General features: G+C 71.7%; 20 protein-coding genes. 7 read left to right on the top strand and 13 right to left on the bottom strand.

Going from position 1 to position 17,485, the window contains the following annotated elements:
* The first annotated feature begins 46 nt into the window (after positions 1 to 46).
* Both V5E28_RS23380 and V5E28_RS23375 read left to right on the top strand, forming a co-directional pair.
* Positions 47 to 208, top strand: coding sequence for a hypothetical protein (locus V5E28_RS23380; protein ID WP_336209166.1), 162 nt, complete (start codon positions 47 to 49; stop codon positions 206 to 208).
* A gap of 61 nt (positions 209 to 269) precedes the next feature.
* Positions 270 to 1,631, top strand: coding sequence for a glutamine synthetase family protein (locus V5E28_RS23375; RefSeq protein WP_336209165.1), 1,362 nt, complete (start codon positions 270 to 272; stop codon positions 1,629 to 1,631).
* Position 1,632: 1 nt separating this feature from the next.
* Here the strand turns inward: V5E28_RS23375 and hisF are convergent, their stop codons facing one another.
* From hisF to hisD, 9 genes are read right to left on the bottom strand one after another with little or no spacing between them, the layout of a single operon-like run.
* Positions 1,633 to 2,394 (bottom strand): imidazole glycerol phosphate synthase subunit HisF, encoded by a 762-nt coding sequence (gene hisF / locus V5E28_RS23370; RefSeq protein WP_336209164.1) that lies wholly within the window; start codon positions 2,392 to 2,394, stop codon positions 1,633 to 1,635.
* A complete protein-coding gene (locus tag V5E28_RS23365; RefSeq protein ID WP_336209163.1) occupies positions 2,391 to 2,765 on the bottom strand; it encodes a Rid family hydrolase in 375 nt (124 codons plus the stop codon). Before V5E28_RS23365 ends, hisF begins: the two co-directional genes overlap by 4 nt.
* Positions 2,766 to 2,813: 48 nt before the next feature.
* A complete protein-coding gene (priA, locus tag V5E28_RS23360) occupies positions 2,814 to 3,536 on the bottom strand; it encodes a bifunctional 1-(5-phosphoribosyl)-5-((5-phosphoribosylamino)methylideneamino)imidazole-4-carboxamide isomerase/phosphoribosylanthranilate isomerase PriA (protein ID WP_336209162.1) in 723 nt (240 codons plus the stop codon).
* A complete protein-coding gene (locus tag V5E28_RS23355) occupies positions 3,536 to 3,865 on the bottom strand; it encodes a hypothetical protein (protein ID WP_336209161.1) in 330 nt (109 codons plus the stop codon). The genes priA and V5E28_RS23355 overlap by 1 nt, the downstream gene beginning before the upstream one ends.
* Positions 3,858 to 4,493 carry an imidazole glycerol phosphate synthase subunit HisH gene (gene hisH, locus V5E28_RS23350; protein WP_336209160.1) on the bottom strand — a complete coding sequence of 212 codons (636 nt, stop codon included), beginning with the start codon at positions 4,491 to 4,493 and terminating at the stop codon, positions 3,858 to 3,860. The genes V5E28_RS23355 and hisH overlap by 8 nt, the downstream gene beginning before the upstream one ends.
* Complete coding sequence (locus tag V5E28_RS23345) at positions 4,487 to 4,642, bottom strand: hypothetical protein (protein WP_336209159.1); 156 nt, start codon at positions 4,640 to 4,642, stop codon at positions 4,487 to 4,489. The genes hisH and V5E28_RS23345 overlap by 7 nt, the downstream gene beginning before the upstream one ends.
* Positions 4,639 to 5,232, bottom strand: coding sequence for an imidazoleglycerol-phosphate dehydratase HisB (hisB, locus tag V5E28_RS23340; protein WP_336209158.1), 594 nt, complete (start codon positions 5,230 to 5,232; stop codon positions 4,639 to 4,641). Before hisB ends, V5E28_RS23345 begins: the two co-directional genes overlap by 4 nt.
* Positions 5,229 to 6,299, bottom strand: coding sequence for a histidinol-phosphate transaminase (locus V5E28_RS23335; protein ID WP_336209157.1), 1,071 nt, complete (start codon positions 6,297 to 6,299; stop codon positions 5,229 to 5,231). The genes hisB and V5E28_RS23335 overlap by 4 nt, the downstream gene beginning before the upstream one ends.
* Positions 6,296 to 7,603 (bottom strand): histidinol dehydrogenase, encoded by a 1,308-nt coding sequence (gene hisD, locus V5E28_RS23330; protein WP_336209156.1) that lies wholly within the window; start codon positions 7,601 to 7,603, stop codon positions 6,296 to 6,298. Before hisD ends, V5E28_RS23335 begins: the two co-directional genes overlap by 4 nt.
* Positions 7,604 to 7,799: 196 nt before the next feature.
* On the opposite strand from hisD, the gene V5E28_RS23325 reads away from it, so the two are divergent.
* Complete coding sequence (locus V5E28_RS23325; RefSeq protein ID WP_336209155.1) at positions 7,800 to 8,003, top strand: hypothetical protein; 204 nt, start codon at positions 7,800 to 7,802, stop codon at positions 8,001 to 8,003.
* Between the two features lie 89 nt (positions 8,004 to 8,092).
* On the top strand, positions 8,093 to 9,091 hold the full coding sequence (gene ligD / locus V5E28_RS23320) for a non-homologous end-joining DNA ligase (protein WP_336209154.1): 999 nt from the start codon (positions 8,093 to 8,095) through the stop codon (positions 9,089 to 9,091).
* Positions 9,092 to 9,095: 4 nt separating this feature from the next.
* On the opposite strand, the gene V5E28_RS23315 is transcribed toward ligD, so the two are convergent.
* A complete protein-coding gene (locus V5E28_RS23315) occupies positions 9,096 to 10,253 on the bottom strand; it encodes an MFS transporter (protein ID WP_336209153.1) in 1,158 nt (385 codons plus the stop codon).
* A gap of 71 nt (positions 10,254 to 10,324) precedes the next feature.
* Here V5E28_RS23315 and V5E28_RS23310 point away from each other — a divergent pair, with 71 nt between their 5' ends.
* A complete protein-coding gene (locus tag V5E28_RS23310; protein WP_336209152.1) occupies positions 10,325 to 11,044 on the top strand; it encodes an AraC family transcriptional regulator in 720 nt (239 codons plus the stop codon).
* 20 nt (positions 11,045 to 11,064) lie between these two features.
* Positions 11,065 to 11,559 carry a Cys-tRNA(Pro) deacylase gene (gene ybaK / locus V5E28_RS23305; protein WP_336209151.1) on the top strand — a complete coding sequence of 165 codons (495 nt, stop codon included), beginning with the start codon at positions 11,065 to 11,067 and terminating at the stop codon, positions 11,557 to 11,559.
* Positions 11,560 to 11,563: 4 nt separating this feature from the next.
* Here ybaK and V5E28_RS23300 read toward each other — a convergent pair whose 3' ends face one another.
* Both V5E28_RS23300 and murA read right to left on the bottom strand, forming a co-directional pair.
* Positions 11,564 to 13,942 (bottom strand): transglycosylase domain-containing protein, encoded by a 2,379-nt coding sequence (locus V5E28_RS23300; protein ID WP_336209150.1) that lies wholly within the window; start codon positions 13,940 to 13,942, stop codon positions 11,564 to 11,566.
* 52 nt (positions 13,943 to 13,994) lie between these two features.
* Positions 13,995 to 15,305, bottom strand: a complete 1,311-nt coding sequence (gene murA, locus V5E28_RS23295; protein WP_336209149.1) for a UDP-N-acetylglucosamine 1-carboxyvinyltransferase — start codon at positions 15,303 to 15,305, stop codon at positions 13,995 to 13,997.
* A gap of 63 nt (positions 15,306 to 15,368) precedes the next feature.
* On the opposite strand from murA, the gene V5E28_RS23290 reads away from it, so the two are divergent.
* Entirely contained in the window at positions 15,369 to 15,938 is a 570-nt protein-coding gene (locus V5E28_RS23290) for a hypothetical protein (RefSeq protein WP_336209148.1), read from the top strand.
* Here the strand turns inward: V5E28_RS23290 and V5E28_RS23285 are convergent.
* Complete coding sequence (locus V5E28_RS23285; RefSeq protein ID WP_336209147.1) at positions 15,935 to 17,458, bottom strand: amidase; 1,524 nt, start codon at positions 17,456 to 17,458, stop codon at positions 15,935 to 15,937. The genes V5E28_RS23290 and V5E28_RS23285 overlap by 4 nt on opposite strands.
* Positions 17,459 to 17,485 lie beyond the last annotated feature (27 nt).

Below are 17,485 nucleotides of genomic sequence, written 5' to 3'. Positions count from 1 at the left end.
CAGATCCGGGTATATACGGCTGGGAATGGACTGCAGGAGGCCCCCCATGCAGGTCAAGAAGGTGATCACGTACGTGATCGTCGCGTTCGTGGTCTTCTACCTGTTCACCCGGCCGGCCGAAGCGGCCGCCGCGGTGTCCGGAGTGTTCGACGGAATCGTCCAGGGAGCCAATCAGCTGGCTGTCTTCTTTACCAATGTTCTGACCTGACCGGTGGTTCTGTCTGCGTCAGATGCTTCCCCGCACTGCCAAGTCATGTTACGCAGGCAGGATGAGAGATCGTCCAGGCGCGACCAAGCTCAACCAGCCTGACCCCAACGTCAGGCGCATCCTCGAGCGAGCCGAGCTCGAAGGGGTTGAGCTGATCCGATTTCTGTACGCCGACCACGGAGGCGTCATCCGCGGCAAGGCGGCATCCCGGTCGCGGCTCGCCGAACGGCTCGGCACCGGCATCGGCCACACAGTGGCCATGATGGCGATGAACATGCTCGACCAGCTCCAGGAGGTCGAGGACATGGGTCCGGTGGGCGAGGTGCGCATCGTTCCCGACCCCTCCACCTACGTCCCGCTCCCCCACGCGCCGGGCGCCGCGGCGATGCTCTCGGATCTGCGCCTACCCGACGGTTCCGCCTGGGCCGCCTGCTCGCGCACCTTCCTCAAGGACGCGATCGCCGCGCTGGCGGCCGAGGGCTACACACTGCTGGCGGCGTTCGAGCCGGAGTTCACGCTCGGCCGGCGCCTGCCGGACCCGAGCGGCGGCCCTGACCGGCTGCTGCCGCTCGACGACTCCCTGTGCTACGCCGGCACCGGCTTCGACACCGCCCACGACTACACGATCAAGCTCATGCGCGCCCTGGAGACCCAGGGCCTGCGGGTCGAGCACTGCCACCCGGAGCTCGGGCCCGGCCAGCAGGAGGTGTCGGTGCGGCACGCGCCCGCGCTGCGCGCCGCCGACAACCACGTCCTCTACCGGGAGACCGTCCGGGGCGTGGCCATGCGCATGTCCATGTGGGCCTCATTGGCCCCCAAGCCGCTGGCCGACCAGGCAGGCAACGGCGCCCACCTGCACCTGTCCCTGTGGCGCGAATCCCGTAACCTCTTCGGCGGCGACAGCGAGGTACGCGATTGGTTCGTCGGCGGGCTGCTCGCCCACCTGCCCGCGCTGACCGCCCTCACCTGCGGCAGCGTCAACAGCTTCCGCCGGCTGACGCCCAGGAGCTGGGCCGGCGCCTACGCCGTCCACGGGCTGGACAACCGGGAGGCGGCGGTGCGTGTCTGCTCGCCACTGGGCGACAGCGGTGAGCCCAACCTGGAGCTGAAGCCGTCGGACTCCTCGGCCAACCCCTACCTGTCGCTCGGCGCGGTCATCCACGCCGGCCTGGACGGCATCAAGCGCGAGCTCGACCCCGGCGAGGCGGTGGACGTCGACCCCGACACGCGCCCAGGCCGCTATCCGCGCCTGCCGTCCTCACTGGAGGAGGCCCTCGATGCGCTGGAGGCCGACGAGCTGCTCATGGAGGCGCTGGGCCCGCTGCGGCGCAGCGCCTATCTGGCGGTGAAGCGTTCCGAGGCGGCCGCGTTCGCCGCCAAGGACGCCTCTTACGAGCTCTTCCACCACATGAGGGTCTTCTGACCTAGCGGACCGGGTGGCCCGCCATCGCCAGGGTCCGCTTGACCTCGGAGATCTTCAGCGTGCCGAAGTGGAAGACGCTCGCCGCCAGGACGGCGTCGGCACCGGCCGCGACGGCGGGCGGGAAGTCTTCCAGGCGTCCCGCCCCGCCGCTCGCGATCACCGGCACCCGCACCGCGGCCCGGACCGCGTGCAGCATCTCCAGGTCGTAGCCGTCGAGGGTGCCGTCGCCGTCCATCGAGTTGAGCAGGATCTCGCCCGCGCCCAGCTCCTCGCCCCTGGCGGCCCATTCGACGGCGTCGATGCCGGTGCCGCGGCGGCCACCGTGCGTGGTCACCTCGAAACCGCTCGGCGTGCCCGGCGCCCGGCGCGCGTCCACCGACAGCACCACGCACTGCGCCCCGAAGCGCCGCGACGCCTCGGTGAGCAGCTCGGGCCTGGCGATGGCGGCCGTGTTGAGCGACACCTTGTCGGCGCCCGCCCGCAGCAGCCGGTTCACGTCGTCCACCGAGCGGACGCCGCCGCCCACGGTGAGCGGGATGAACACCTGCTCGGCCGTCCTGCGCACCACGTCGAGCATGGTCTCGCGCTCGCCGGACGACGCGGTGATGTCGAGGAAGGTGAGCTCGTCGGCCCCCTCCTCGTCGTAGCGCCTGGCCAGCTCGACCGGGTCGCCCGCGTCACGCAGGTTGGCGAAGTTGACGCCCTTGACCACGCGTCCGGCGTCGACGTCCAGGCAGGGGATCACCCTGACGGCTACGGTCATGCTCGCACTGCCTCGATCTCGATCTCGATCAGCATTCTCGGATCCACCAGCCCGGCCACCCGCACGCCCGTGCAGGCGGGCCGCACGTCGCCGAACACCTCGGCGATGGCCTGGCCCGCCAGGTCGAAGTGCCGGTGCTCGACCACGTAGTAGCGGACCATGACGACGTCCTCGCGGGTCAGCCCGCCCATCGTGACGGCTTTCAGGGCGATGTCCATCGCCGTCAGGCTCTGCAGGTAGGCGTCGCCGACGTGCCTGACCTCGCCGTCGACGGCCGCGGTGCAGCCGGAGACGATGACCCGCTCGCCCACGACCACCGCGCGGGCATAGCCGTACTTCTCCTCCCAGATTCCGCCTGAAAACACCCTCATTCCGGTGCTTTCCATGCTCATGCTGCCCATCACGCCCCCTCCCGACATCTAAGCGCTTACTGCGGCCAGCGCGCTCTCCAGCGTGAAAGCTCGGGCGTACAGGGCCCTTCCCACGATGGCTCCTTCCACGCCGTCGGGCACGAGAGAAGCGAGTGCGACCAGGTCATCGAGGCTGGAAACGCCGCCGCTGGCGACGACCGGCCTGTCGGTGCGGGCGCACACCTGCCGCAGGAGGTCCAGATTGGGGCCGCGCAGGGTGCCGTCCTTGGTGACGTCGGTGACCACGTAGCGGGGGCAGCCGTCGGCCTCCAGCCGGTCCAGCACCTCCCACAGGTCGCCGCCGTCCTCGGTCCAGCCGCGCGCCGCCAGCGTGGTGCCGCGTACGTCCAGGCCGACCGCGATCTTGTCACCGTGCTCGGCGATGATCCTGCGGCACCATTCGGGATTCTCCAGGGCGGCCGTGCCGATGTTGACGCGGCGGCAGCCGGTGGCGAGCGCCGCGGCCAGGGAGGCGTCGTCGCGGATGCCGCCCGACAGCTCCACGTTCACGTCCAGCTTGCCGATCAGGCCGGTGATCAGTTCGCGGTTGGAGCCGCGCCCGAAGGCGGCGTCCAGGTCGACCAGATGGATCCACTCCGCGCCCGCCTCCTGCCAGGCCAGCGCGGCGGCGAGCGGCTCACCGAAGCCGGTTTCCGTCCCGGCCTCACCTTGGACGAGGCGCACGGCCTGGCCGTCCGCCACGTCGACGGCGGGAAGCAATACGAGCGACATCAGGTCCTCCGGTCGAAAGCGAGAGTCACGAGAACAGGGATGAGCAACAGAGAGAAGATCAGCACACCGAAACTCAGCAGCGGCGACCCCCAGATCAGCCAGGCGAGCGCCTGGATGATCAGGAAGGCCAGCGCGACGGCCGCGTTCTGGGCACGCTGGCGGCGGGCGAGCACGCCCCCCTGCCGGGCGACGCGCACCCGGCGCGGAGTCAGGCGGATGATGAGGGCACGGCGGCGCGCCCGGCGCGCCTGGCGCTCCACATTGCGCCGGATGGCCTGCGCACGCTCCGCCTCGCGCTCGGCGCGGCGGCGCGCCCGCTCCTTACTCAACGGTGCCGAGCCAGTTTTCCAGCAGTGCGGCCCCGGCGTCACCCGACTTCTCCGGGTGGAACTGGGTCGCCATGAGCGGGCCGTTCTCGACGGCGGCCACGAACGGGACGCCGTGCTCGGCCCAGGTGACCACCGGCTCGGCGAAACCGTCGCCGGGCCGCAACTCCCACTCGCGCACGCCGTAGGAGTGCACGAAGTAGAAGCGGGTGGCGGCGTCCATCCCGGCGAACAGCACGCTGCCCGCCGGCGCCTTGACGGTGTTCCAGCCCATGTGCGGCAGCACCGGGGCCTCCAGCCGCTCGACCGTGCCCGGCCACTCGCCGCAGCCCTCGGTCTCCACGCCGTGCTCGACACCGCGGGTGAACAGGATCTGCATGCCGACGCAGATGCCCAGCACCGGCCGGCCACCGGCCAGCCTCCTGCCGATGATCTGCTCGCCCTGGACGCCCCTGAGACCGTTCATGCACGCCTCGAACGCGCCCACGCCCGGCACGACCAGCCCGTCGCACTCGAGCGCCGCGTCGAAGTCGGCCGTGACGGTCACCTCGGCCCCGACCCGCGCCAGGGCGCGCTCGGCCGAGCGCAGGTTGCCGGAGCCGTAGTCCAGCACGACGACGTTCTTCACCACCACAACACCCCCGCCGTCAACGCGGCCACCGCGCCGACGCCGCACACCACGGCGCCGATCTTGAGTCCCTGCTTGGCCAGCGAGAACACGCCGCCCGCGAGGAACAGCCCGAGGAACACCATCACGATGGCGATCGTGCTCTCGGTCACAGGACACCCTTGGTGCTCGGCACACCCGTCGACCGCGGGTCGAGCTCCGAGGCCGCGCGCAGCGCCCTGGCCAGCGCCTTGAACTGGGCCTCCACGATGTGGTGGGCGTTGCGGCCGTAGGGAACGCGCACGTGCAGGCAGATCGCCGCCTGGGCGACGAACGACTCCAGGATGTGCCGGGTCATCGTCGTGTCGTAGTCGGGGCCGATCATCGGCGCCATGCCCTCGGGCTCGGTGTGCACGAGATAGGGCCGGCCCGACAGGTCGACGGTCACCTCGGCGAGCGACTCGTCCAGCGGGCATGACGCGTTGCCGAACCGCCTGATGCCTGACTTGTCGCCCAGCGCCTCACGGAACGCGGCGCCCAGCGCGAGCGCGGTGTCCTCGATCGTGTGGTGGGAGTCGATGTGCAGGTCGCCCTCGGTCTTGACCGTCAGGTCGAACAGCCCGTGCTTGCCGAGCTGCGCCAGCATGTGGTCGAAGAAGCCCACCCCGGTCGACACCTCCACCCTGCCGGTGCCGTCGAGACCCACCTCGACCAGGACAGACGTCTCCTTCGTCGTACGCTCGACGCGCCCTACGCGACTCACAGAACCCCCTCCAGCGCGGCGCGGAACGCCGCCATCTCCTCGCCGGTGCCGATCGACACACGCAGCCATTGTGGCGGCCCGACCTCGCGGATGAGCACTCCCCCCGCCAGCAGGCCTTCCCAGATCGCGCGCCGGTCGGGAAAGCGTCCGAACAGTACGAAGTTCGCGTCGGAGTCGGCGACCGTCAATCCCTTGCCCCGCAGCCAGGCGACCGTGTCGTCGCGCTCGCGGCGCAGCGTGTCGACCGTGCCCAGCAGCTCCTCGCGGTGCCGAAGCGCCACGCGCGCGGCCGTCTGGGTGAGCGACGACAGGTGATAGGGCAGCCGCACCAGCAGCAGCGCCTGCACCACGGCCGGGTGCGCGGCCAGGTAGCCGAGCCTGGTGCCGGCCATCGCGAACGCCTTGGACATCGTCCGCGTGACGATCAGGCGCGGGTGGCGCGGCAGCAGGGTGAGCGCCGAGGGCGTGCCCTGCCTGGCGAACTCGGCGTAGGCCTCGTCCACCACGACCATGCCGGGGGCGGCGTCGAGGATCGCCTCGATCGTCGACAGCGGCTGGGCGGTGCCGGTCGGGTTGTTGGGGGAGGCCAGGAAGACGATGTCAGGCCGGTGCTCGCCGATGGCCGCGAGGGCCTTGCCGGGGTCGAGCGAGAAGTCCTCCTCCCGGACCGCCCTGATCCACTCGGTGTTGGTGCCGGTGGTGATGATCGGGTGCATGGAGTAGGAGGGCTCGAATCCCAGGGCGGTGCGGCCGTGGCCGCCGAAGGCCTGAAGGATCTGCTGGATGACCTCGTTGGAGCCGTTGGCCGCCCACACCTGGTCCTTGACCAGGTCGTGCCCCAGGTAGGCCGCCAGGCCCTCGCGCAGCTCCACCGCGTCCCTGTCGGGATAGCGGTTGAGGTCGCCCGCGGTGCGGCGGACCTCCTCGGCCAGGTCGGCGATCAGCTCCGGGGAGGGCGGATAGGGGTTCTCGTTGGTGTTGAGCCGGACCGGGACGTCGATCTGCGGCGCGCCGTAGGGCTTCTGTCCCCGCAGGTCGTCGCGGATGGGCAGGTCGTCGAGGTTCACGAGGGCACCTGCCAGTCGAAGCGGGCGCGGACTGCCGCGCCGTGGGCGGGAAGGTCTTCGGCGTCGGCCAGGACGGACACGTGGGCTGCCGCCTCCGCCAGGGCCTCGCGGGTGTAGTCGACGACGTGGATGCCGCGCAGGAAGGACTGCACCGACAGGCCGCTGGAGTGGCAGGCGCAGCCGCCGGTGGGCAGCACGTGGTTGGAGCCGGCGAGGTAGTCGCCGAGCGAGACGGGCGCGTAGGGGCCGACGAAGATCGCCCCGGCGTTGCGGATCCGGGCGGCCACCGCGGCGGCGCCCTCGGTGTGGATCTCCAGGTGTTCGGCGGCATAGGCGTCGACCACCCTGATGCCCTCCTCGACGCCGTCGACCAGCACGATGGCGGACTGGCGCCCGCCGAGGGCCTCGGCGATCCTCTCGGAGTGCCTGGTCGCCGACACCTGGCCCGGCAGCTCCTTCTCGACGGCCTCGGCCAGCTCGACGCTGTCGGTGACGAGCACGGCCGCGGCGATCACGTCGTGCTCGGCCTGGCTGATCAGGTCGGCGGCCACGTGCACCGGGTCGGCGGTGTGGTCGGCCAGGATCGCGATCTCCGTCGGGCCCGCCTCGCTGTCGATGCCGATGCGCCCCTTGAGCAGCCGCTTGGCCGCGGCCACCCAGATGTTGCCGGGGCCGGTGACCATGGTCGCGGGCGCGCACTCCTCGGTGCCGTAGGCGAACATGGCCACGGCCTGGGCGCCGCCGACCGAGTAGACCTCGTCGACGCCGAGCAGCGCGCACGCGGCGAGGATCGCCGGGTGCGGCAGCCCGCCGTGCTCCTTCTGCGGCGGGCTGGTCACGGCCAGCGAAGGCACGCCGGCCTCCTGGGCGGGCACCACGTTCATCACCACGCTGGAGGGGTAGACGGCGCGGCCGCCCGGGACGTAGAGGCCCACGCGGTCGACCGGCACCCACCGCTCCGTCACGGTGCCGCCGGGCACGACCTGTGTGGTGACGTCGGCCCGGCGCTGGTCGCGGTGGACCAGCCTGGTCCGCCTGATCGACTCCTCGAGCGCGGCCCGGACCCGCGGGTCCAGCTCCTCCAGGGCTCTGGTGATCGCCTCGGCGGGCACGCGCGTGCTGTCGACCTCGACACCGTCGAACCTGGCGGTCAGCTCCCGTACGGCTGCCGCCCCGCGATGGCGCACGTCCTCGCAGATGGGCCGCACCTTCTCCAGGGCGGCCTCGACGTCGAGTTCGGCGCGGGGCAGCACGTCGCGCAGGTTCGCCGGAAGGGAACCGCGCATGTCGATACGGGAAATCACCCCCACAGTTTACGGAGTCCAACCCCTGAATCCCGTTCTGTCCATCATCCGGACAGCGGCGTGGCGTGACACGGATCCGGTTGACGCGCGGAGGTCCTCCTCGGCCTTTCCGTGTTCCGGCGCGTCGCGGACAGAAAAAGTTGGCATGCGCTTTGTAATCACTTGCCCTTTATGTCCGACCTCGTACTATTAGCACATGGGAGTCTGGCGCGGCCCGAACGGCATCGTGGTAGAAGCGATCATGCTCGACGACCGTCCGCTGCTGCGCGTGTCGCACCTCGTCAACGGGCGCACCTACCTCCAGGGATACTGCGCCTCCGTCGACGAGCTCGGACAGCACGGGGTCGACCTGGCCCAGCTCGTCGAACAGCCGCTGGACGGCGAGTCCCTGGCGAGCTGACGCCCCCGCGCCGCCTTGTCAGGCGCCTTGACTATTTGTAGACCCCTGCCCCTCACTGCGCGCCCGCGAGGCTGGGTATGGCAGCGTGCATGGCGTCGCTGCCGACCTACGCGCCGATGCTGGCCCAGCTTGGCCCCCTGCCGTCCACGCACGAGGACGAATGGGCCGTCGAGATGAAATGGGACGGCGTGCGCGCCATCGCCTACCTCGCCGACGGCGAGGTGCGGCTCATGTCACGCAACGGCAAGGACGTCACCGCCGCCTACCCGGAGCTGCGGCTCATGGCGGGCGCCACCGGCCGCCGCCCGGCCGTCATCGACGGCGAGATCGTGGCCTTCGACGAGGCCGGGCGCCCCAGCTTCGGGGCCCTCCAGCCGCGCATGCACCAGCGCAACCCGGTCAGCGTCGCCGAGCTGGCCCGGACCGTGCCGGTGACCTTCATGGCCTTCGACATCCTGCACCTGGAGACCGGCAGCAGGATCGCGCTCCCCTACACCGAGCGGCGCGAACTGCTCGAAGGCACCTTCATGCCCGGCTTCCGCTGGCAGGTTCCCGTGTGGTTCCACGACCACGCCGAGGACGCCTTCGCCTCCTCCCGGCAGCTCGGCCTGGAAGGCATCGTGTGCAAGCGGATGACCTCCCCCTACAGGCCCGGCAGGCGCACCTCCGAGTGGACCAAGGTCAAGAACTTCAGCGCCGTCGAGGTGGTCATCGGCGGCTGGAAGCCCGGCACCGGACGCCGCTCCGGGACGATCGGCTCGCTGCTGCTCGGCTCCTACGACGACGGCGGCCGGCTCCTCTACATCGGCCACGTCGGCACCGGCTTCACCCAGGCCATGCTCCGGGACCTGTACCAGCGGCTGGCCCCGCTGCAACGCCCCGATCCCCCCTTCGACGAGCCGGTGCCGCGCGAGCACGCCCGCGACGCGCACTGGGTCGAACCAGTCATGGTGGGCGAGGTGCGCTACGCCGAGATGACCGGCGACCGCCGGCTGCGGCACCCCTCCTGGCGCGGCCTGCGTCCCGACCGCGACCCCCGCGAGGTACGCGCCATCGGCGGCGAGGGCGGGGCCTCGGCCGCCGGCTGAGCCGTCACCCCCGTCGCGCCCCCACCTCGGCCGGATCAGGCTGCGCCGGCTCGGTCAGCGTCCGGGCGAGCAGCCAGGCCAGCACCGGGAACGGCACCAGGCACGCCAGCGCCACCCGCAGCGTTGCCGCCTCCGCCACCGCCCCCACCAGCGGGCTCACCAGCCCGCCCACGCTCACCGCCAGCCCCAGCGTGACGCCGCTGGCCGTGCCAACCCGGCGCGGCAGGAAGTCCTGCCCCAGCGTCACGTGCAACGAGAACGGCGCGTACAGGGTGATCGACGCCGCCGCGACGAAGACGTACACCCACGGCCCGGAACCCGGCACCAGCACCACCCCCGCGACGGCCGGGATGGCGGCCGCGTACGACAGCCGCATCGTGCGCACCCGGCCCCAGCGGGCCGCCAGCCTGCCACCCAGCACCGTCCCCACGGCGCCACCGGCGAACAGCACGAACAGCGCCACCGCACCTGCCGCCCCACCGCCGAGATACAGCGCGACGAACGCGCTCAGCCCGACGTACACCACCGACCGGAAGACGATCACCAGCGACAGCCGCGCGAACGCCGGCCAGTCGTCGCGGCCGGTGGACGGCGCCGACGCGCCGCCGGCCCGACCGCGCCCGGCCAGGGAACGCATCACGACGAGCGTCAGCAGCGCGCCCGCAACCGCGGGAACCACCAGGTACGGGGAGGCGCCCAGCCCGCCGGCCGACAGCAGCGGCGTGACGATGACCGGCGCCGAGGCGAACCCCAGCGTCCCGCCGAGGGAGAACCAGCTCATCCGCACGTGGCTGCCCTCGCTGGCGATCCTGGCCAGGCGCGCCGACTCCGGATGGTAGGCGGCGACGCCCAGCCCCGACAGCGCCACGGCCAGCCAGGTCAGCGCGTACGAACCCGCCACCCCGCTGAGCGCCACCCCGAGCCCGGCCGTGGTCATGCTGACCGGGATGAGCCACGGCATCCGCCACCGGTCGGTCAGCGCCCCGAAGACGGGCTGCACGACCGACGACAGCAGCGTGGCGGCCAGCACCACCCCCGAGGCTGCCACGTAGCCGTAACCCCGCTCCATCACCAGGAAGGGCACCAGCGCCGGCACCGCCCCCTGATAGACGTCGACGCAGGCGTGCCCCGCGGCGAGGATCGCGATCCTGTTCACCTTCACGTACCGATCGTCGCCCAGCCGGACCTGGCTCGCTTCCGATAAAATGCCAATCCATCATGGAAATCCGCCATATGCCGGAGGCGCCTACCGGCAGCCGACCGCTGGCGCCGGGCGGCGGCATCGACGCCCACCGGCACGACACCCCCCAGATCGTCTACGCCTGCCGCGGCGTGCTGTCGGTCACGACCGGCGCCGGCACGTGGGTGGCCCCGGCCAACCGGGCGATCTGGATCCCGGCGGGCACCGTGCACGAGCACCGCGCGCACGGCAGCACCGACCTGCGCCTGATCGGACTCACCGGCAACCCGCTCGGCCTGGCCAGGCCCGCCGTGCTCGCCGTCGGGCCGCTGCTGCGCGAGCTGATCATCGCCTACACGACGGACCCCGGCGACAGCGGCGAGGAGCGGGACAGGCTGCTCGCAGTCCTGCTCGACCGGCTCTGCCGCGCCCCCGAGCAGCCGTTCCACCTGCCGACCCCCAGCGACCCCCGGCTGGCGGCCGTCTGCGCGGCGCTGCGCGACGATCCGGCCGACAGCCGCACCCTCGCGCGGCTCGCCGCCCAGGCCGGCACCAGCGACCGCACGCTCGCCCGGCTCTGCCGCACCGAGCTCGGCATGACCTTCCCGCAGTGGCGCACGCAGCTCCGGTTGCACCACGCGCTGCTGCTGCTCGCCGACGGCGCGAGCGTGACCGCCGTCGCGCACCGCTGCGGCTGGGCCTCCGCCAGCGCCTTCATCGACGTCTTCCGGCGGGCGCTGGGGTACACCCCCGGCCGGGCCTTTACATTGTAGATTCGCTACACTGGGATTCCGTGAGCAAGAAGACCAAGGGCGGCGGCACCCCCGCCACCGCCGCGCTGGACAGGGCCGACGTGGCGTTCACGCTGCATCCCTACGAGCACGACGCCGCCGCGCAGGCCTATGGCGAGGAGGCCGCCGACGCGCTCGGCGTGCCGTACGAGCGGATCTTCAAGACCCTCGTGGCGGAGGTGGAGAGCGGACTCGCGGTCGCCGTGGTGCCGGTGTCGGGCAAGCTCGACCTCAAGGCGCTCGCGTCGGCGCTGGGGAGCAAGCGGGCCGCCATGGCGGAGGCTCCCAAGGTGGAGCGGGTCACCGGCTACGTGGTCGGCGGGATCAGCCCGCTCGGGCAGCGCAAGCCGCTGCCGACCGTGGTCGACTCCTCGGCGCTGGAGTTCGGCACGATCTACTTCTCGGCCGGCAAGCGCGGCCTGCAGATCGAGACCGCGCCCGCCAACCTCATCGAGCTGACCAGGGCCGTCACCGCACCCATCGGCAAGCCCGGCTGACCGCTCACCGGTGGCGGTGCCGCCTGGCGCGCGGATGCTCCCGCCTCATCCGGGGCGGCTCCCACCGCGCGCGCGGCTGCTCCCGCCTGTAGTGCGGCTGCTCCCGCCGTACGCGTGGCTGCTCGCGCCTGAAACGCGGCTGGTCCCGCCGTACACGTGGGTGCTCCCGCCTGAAGTGCGGGTGCCCGCGCCTGCTGTTCGGACCTCCCGTCAGCCAGTCGAACAGGTTGCGGTGGCGCTTGGCGAACGTACGGTGCCCGCGGCGGCGCCCCCGGCCGTCCTCCCTGGCCTCCCGCTCCTCGGCCTCCTCCAGCCCCGGCGTGTGCCCGCCGCCGAAGCGCGACATGTCCGGCCCGGGGAAGCCCTTGGGCTCCGTACGGCGCAGCGCCGCACGCATGGAGTCCACCCAGATCGGCCCCGGCAGCGAGGCGCCCTGCACGGAGCCGTAGTACTCGTCGCCGATCTGCACCCCGGTCAGCGGGTGGCGGTAGGAACCCCGGATGTCGCCGACGCTGACCGCCGCCGCCAGGTGCGGCGTGTAACCGGCGAACCAGGCCGAGGTGTAGCCGTTGTTCGTGCCCGTCTTGCCGGCCGCCGGCCTGCCGGGATCCTGGCCCCGCATCGTGCCCTTGTCGAACACGCCCGACAGCACGTGGTTGACCGCGTCGGCCACCTGCCGCTCGATGACCTGGTCGCAGGCGGGTGAGACGGGGGTGCGCCGGCCGTCCCTGCCGACGATCTCCACGATCGCGAGCGGGCGGCAGTATCTGCCCCTGGCCGGGAACGTCGCGAACGAGGCCGCCACCGTCAGCGGGTCCATCTCGTTCACCCCGAGCGTGAAGGTGGGCACCTCGCGCAGCGGCCGGCCGTCGGCCCGCACGACGCCCAGCGCCCGGGCCGTCTTGACCACGTTGCAGAGGCCGACCTTGCGCTCCAGCATCATGTAGAAGATGTTGACCGACTTCCAGGTGCCGGTCTCGATGCTGTGCGGGCCGCCCTTGCCCTCACCGCTGGCGTTGTGGATCTGCGTCCCCGGGGCGTTGACCGGCCGTCCCGAGCAGTCGCGGTAGCCCTCGGCCGGCACCAGCGCGCCCGGCGTGTCGAAGCCCTGGCCGAAACGCCACCCCTGCTTCAGTGCCGTGGCCAGGGTGAAGACCTTGAACGTGGAGCCGGCCTGCAGGCCCTGGCCACCGCCGTGCCGCACGTCGGCGACCAGGTTGAAGGTGGTCCTCGGCCCGTTCTTGCGGTCCTTCGCGTTGCGGCCGAACCTCTTGCTCGCCGCCATCGCCCTGATCCAGCCCGTGCCCGGCTCCACCATGGCCTCCGCGGCCACCTCGGTGTCCGCCGGGGCCACCCGCTGCCGGATCGCCCGCTCGGCCGCCTCCTGCGCCACCGGGTCCAGGCTCGTCCTGATCACCAGGCCGCCCCGGGTCATCCGCGACTGCCGAACCGCCGCCGTGCTGCCGAACACCTGGTTCGTCATCAGCTCGCGGTGCACGTACAGGCAGAAGTACGGGTGCTCGCTCTGGGAGCAGCCGCCGGGCTCGGGGCGCAGCCTGATGGCCAGTGCGCTCCGCTTGGCCTGCGCCGCCTGCGACTGCGAGATCAGGTTCAGTCCGGCCATCCGGTCGAGCACGAGGTCGCGCCGCATCTTCAGCCGCGCCCGGTGCGCCTCGCCCAGCGAGGGGTCGGTCGAGTACGGAGCCCGTACGGCGCCCGCCAGCGTGGCCGCCTGGGTCAGCGTCAGGTCGGTGGCCGTGGTGGAGAAGAACCGCCTGGCCGCCGCCTCGACGCCGTGCGCCCCGGCGCCGAAGTAGGCGATGTTCAGGTACTTCTCCAGGATCTCGTCCTTGCGGTACTTCCGCTCCAGGGCCAGCGCCAGGCGCAGCTCGCTGATCTTGCGGGCCAGGTTGGGCGCGCGGGCGCGGTCCCGCTCGGCGTCGGTGCGCGCGCTCTCCACCAGGATGTTCTTCACCAGCTGCTGGGTGAGCGAGGAGCCGCCCTGCTTGATGCCGCCCGCCTGGGTGTTGGTGAGCAGTGCCCGCAGCGTGCCGATCACGTCGAGCCCGCCGTGCTCGTAGAAGCGGGCGTCCTCGATCGCCACGATCGCCTTGCGCATCACCGGCGCGACCCGCGCCAGCGGGATCGCCGTCCGGTTCGCCTCATAGAACTGGGCGAACGTCCGGCCTCGGATGTCGACCAGCCTCGTGACCTGCGAGAGAGGCTCCTCGCGGGGCGCGGACGGCAGGTCGATGAAGGTGTCCGCGGCGTTCTTCGTGGCGATCCCGGCCCCACTGACGACCGGCGCGGCGAGCGCCGCCATCAGCACCCCGCTGAGCGCCCCGGCCACCCCCAGCCAGGTGATGCATTTGAGCACAGTCACGCAGATGATCTGCGACTAGAAGATCAGCGGCAAACGCCCCATTCTTAACTCTTTACCGTCCTCTTCGGATGTTCAGACCAAGCGACTCGAACTGCTCGAACGGCCGGTGGTAGCCGCGTTCGATGTGGTGCACCCCGCGCAGCGTGGACTGGCCGTCGGCCACCGCGGCGGCCAGCACCGCGGAGAACCCCGCCCTGATGTCCGGCAGCGTCACATCGGCTCCCCTGAGCCGCGACACGCCCCGCACCACCGCCGAATGCCTGGCGTTGGTGTCGTGATAGCGGCAGGCCGGACCTCCGAGGCACTGGTCGAACACCTCGATCTCGCAGCCCATGGTCTGCAGCGCGGGCACGTACACCAGGCGATTCTCGAAGACCGTCTCGTGCAGCACGGACATGCCCTGGCTCTGCGTGAACAGCACCATCAGCGGCGTCTGCCAGTCGGTCATGAACCCGGGATGGGTGTCGGTCTGCACGGCAGCCGAGCGCAGGCCCTCGGGCGGGGCGGTCGCGCACAGATACTCGTCGTTGATCTGGAACTGGGCGCCCATCCTGGCCAGCGTGGTGATCGCGGTGACGAGCCGGTCCTGCGGGCAGCCGTGCACCCGCACCTCGCCGCCCGTGATCAGGCCCGCGGCCAGGTAGGAGAACGCCTCGATGCGGTCACCCGCCAGCCACGTGGACGCGCCGCGCAGCCGCTCGACGCCCTCGATGACGATCCTGCGGTCGGGCGACAGCTCGATCCTGGCGCCCATCCGCTGCAGGAACAGCGCCAGCTCCACCACCTCGGGCTCCATCGCGGCGTTCTTCACCACGGTCTTGCCCTCGGCCAGCACCGCCGACATCAGGATCGTCTCCGTCGCGCCCACGCTCGGGTACGGCAGCTCCAGCCGGGCGCCGTTCAGCCGCTTGGCCTTGGCGTAGATGCCGGTGTCGCCTACCTCGACCTCGGCGCCCATCGCGCGCAGAGCCTCGACGTGGAAGTTGACCGGCCGCCGGCCGATCGGGTCGCCGCCCACCAGCGGCACGAACGCCTCCCCCGCCAGGTGCAGCAGCGGGCCGAGCATGAGGATCGGAATGCGGTTCAGCCCGGTGAAGGCGTCAGGCACGCGTGGCCTGATCTCCGGGCCCTGTTCGATGCGGATCTCCGTCCGGCCGATCTCCACGTTGATGCCCAGCGCTCTCAGCATGTCGGCGGTGATGCCGACCTCGCCCACCTCGGGGGCGTTGTGGATGCTGCTCTCGCCGCTGCCCAGCATGGCGGCCACCATGTGCTTGGACACGCCGTTCTTGGACCCGCGCACGACGACGTCGCCTCGGAGGGGGCCGGAGGGTTCGATGAGCCAGACCTTCTCTTCAATCACGAAGTGAGCCTAACCGGGAGATACCATCGATCTGGTTCGGACCAAGACGCGAAGGGGAGTGGCGTGGCGAGAGAAGTTCGCGCATTCGCGATCACCGTTCTCTCACTCGCCGCCCTGGGGATCCCGGCCGGGCTGCTCTGGTCCGCCCTGTCGCCCCGGCCGCCCTACCAGCTCACCGAGAAGGCTTCGGTGCTCGCCGACCCCTCCACGCAGACGCTGATCGCCGCCGACGGCTGGTTCGCCACGATCACCGGCGGGCTCGGGCTGGCCTGCGGCGCGCTGGCCTGGTTCCTGAGCCGCCGCCGCCAGCTCCCGACGCTGCTGGGCCTGTGCGCCGGCGGGGTGCTCGGCTCGTTCCTGACACTCTGGGCAGGCACCACGTTCACGCTCGGCGTCACCACGATCGAGGCGTCGGCCGCGCCCGGCGTCACCCTTGTCGCCGGGCCGCTCGGGCTGACGGCCAAGGGCGTCCTGGTGTCCTGGCCGCTACTCGCGGTGGGCCTGTTCGGCCTGCTCGAAGGCATGCACGGCTATCGCGAGTCGCCCATGCGCAGGCCGTACGGGATCGACCCGCGAGCGCCGGCGGACCCGTACCGGATCGGAGATCCACCGCCCGCGCGCGAGGGTGACTAGAGCGGCGGGCGGCGGCCGCCGAACCGGGTGGCCCGCTCGAACGCGCCGGCCACCCGCAGCACGCGAGCGTCGGCGAACGGACGTCCGATGATCTGCACCCCGACGGGCAGCCCCGACGGCGTGAATCCCGCCGGGACCGACGCCGCCGGCGCGTGCAGGACGCTCACCCAGTACGCCGACCGCATCCACGCCAGGTAGTCCGGGAGCCGGACGCCGTTGATCTCGCTGACGTACGGGTGCTCGACGGGGAACGGCGGCACCTGGCTGACCGGCGCGATCAGCACGTCGTAGGTGTCGAAGAAGGCCGCCATCCGCTGGTAGAGGCGGCTGCGCGCCTGCTCCGCCCTGGCCAGGTCGGCGCCGGTGACCTTGCGGCCCTGCTCGACGTTCCAGGCGGTGTTGGCGCCGAGCCCCTCCAGCTCGCCGAACGACAGCGCGTAGAACCAGGCGCGGTAGGTGCGGAAGGCGTCCTCGGCCTCGGCCAGGTCGAGGTCCACCCGCTCGACGCGGGCGCCGAGCCGCTCGAACACGCCGGGCGCCGTCGCGGTGACCGCCGCGGTGTCTGCGTCCACCGGCAGCCCGCCCAGGTCGGGACTCCACGCGACGCGCAGCCCCGCCACGCCCTCCTCTGGGTCCGCGGCGAAGTCCTCCTTGATCGAGTACGGGGACCTCGGGTCGAATCCCGAAACGACCGACATCATCAGCGTCAGGTCCTCGACCGTCCGCGCCATCGGTCCCTGCACCGACAGGGTGTACCAGGCGGCGGTCTCCGACGGGCTCGGCACCCGGCCGGGCGTCGGCCGCAGGCCCACCACATTGCAGAACGAGGCCGGGTTGCGCAGCGAACCGCCCATGTCCGAGCCGTCGGCGAGCGGCACCATCCCGCAGGCCAGCGCCGCCGCCGCCCCGCCGCTGCTCCCGCCGGCGGACTTCGACAGGTCGTAGGGGTTGCGGGTCACCCCGAACACCTCGTTGACCGTGTGCGAACCGGTGCCGAACTCGGGCGTGTTGGTCTTGCCCACACTGATCGCCCCGGCCTGCTTCAGCCGCTGAACGATCACGTCATCCTTTTCCGGGATATTTCCGGAAAAGAGCGGCGATCCGTACGTTGTCCGGATCCCGGCGGTGTCCGTCAGGTCTTTGTGCGCCACCGGCACCCCGTGCAGAGGCCCCGGCGCCTGCCCGGTGGCGGCGACCGTGCCGGTGACTGTGGCGTCGTCGGCGGCCTTGGCGGCGTCCATCGCCTGCTCGGCCGCCAGCGTCACGATCGCGTTCACCCGGGGATTGACCCGCTCGATGCGGTCGAGGTGTGCCTGCAGCACCTCGACCGCGCTGACCTGCCTCGTCCCGATCAGGTGCGCCAGCTCCGCGGCGGTCTGGAAATACAGTTCGGTCACCCTGCGATCCTGCCGCACCCGCTCGCGCCCCACGACGGCGAGGTCTGCCCACCCGACCGGCCCCGCCTGGGCGAACTCCGCCGCCCGCGGCCCGGCCGGCACTCCCGGCCAGTGCCGACGCACACGGGCGGGCCTGCACTCCCGAGCAGG

Origin of the sequence: Nonomuraea sp. LPB2021202275-12-8 (assembly GCF_037044575.1) — a bacterium.
Lineage (GTDB): Bacteria > Actinomycetota > Actinomycetes > Streptosporangiales > Streptosporangiaceae > Nonomuraea.
The sequence above is the reverse complement of the archived record's forward strand: the minus strand, read 5'-3'. Positions and strand labels throughout refer to the sequence as shown.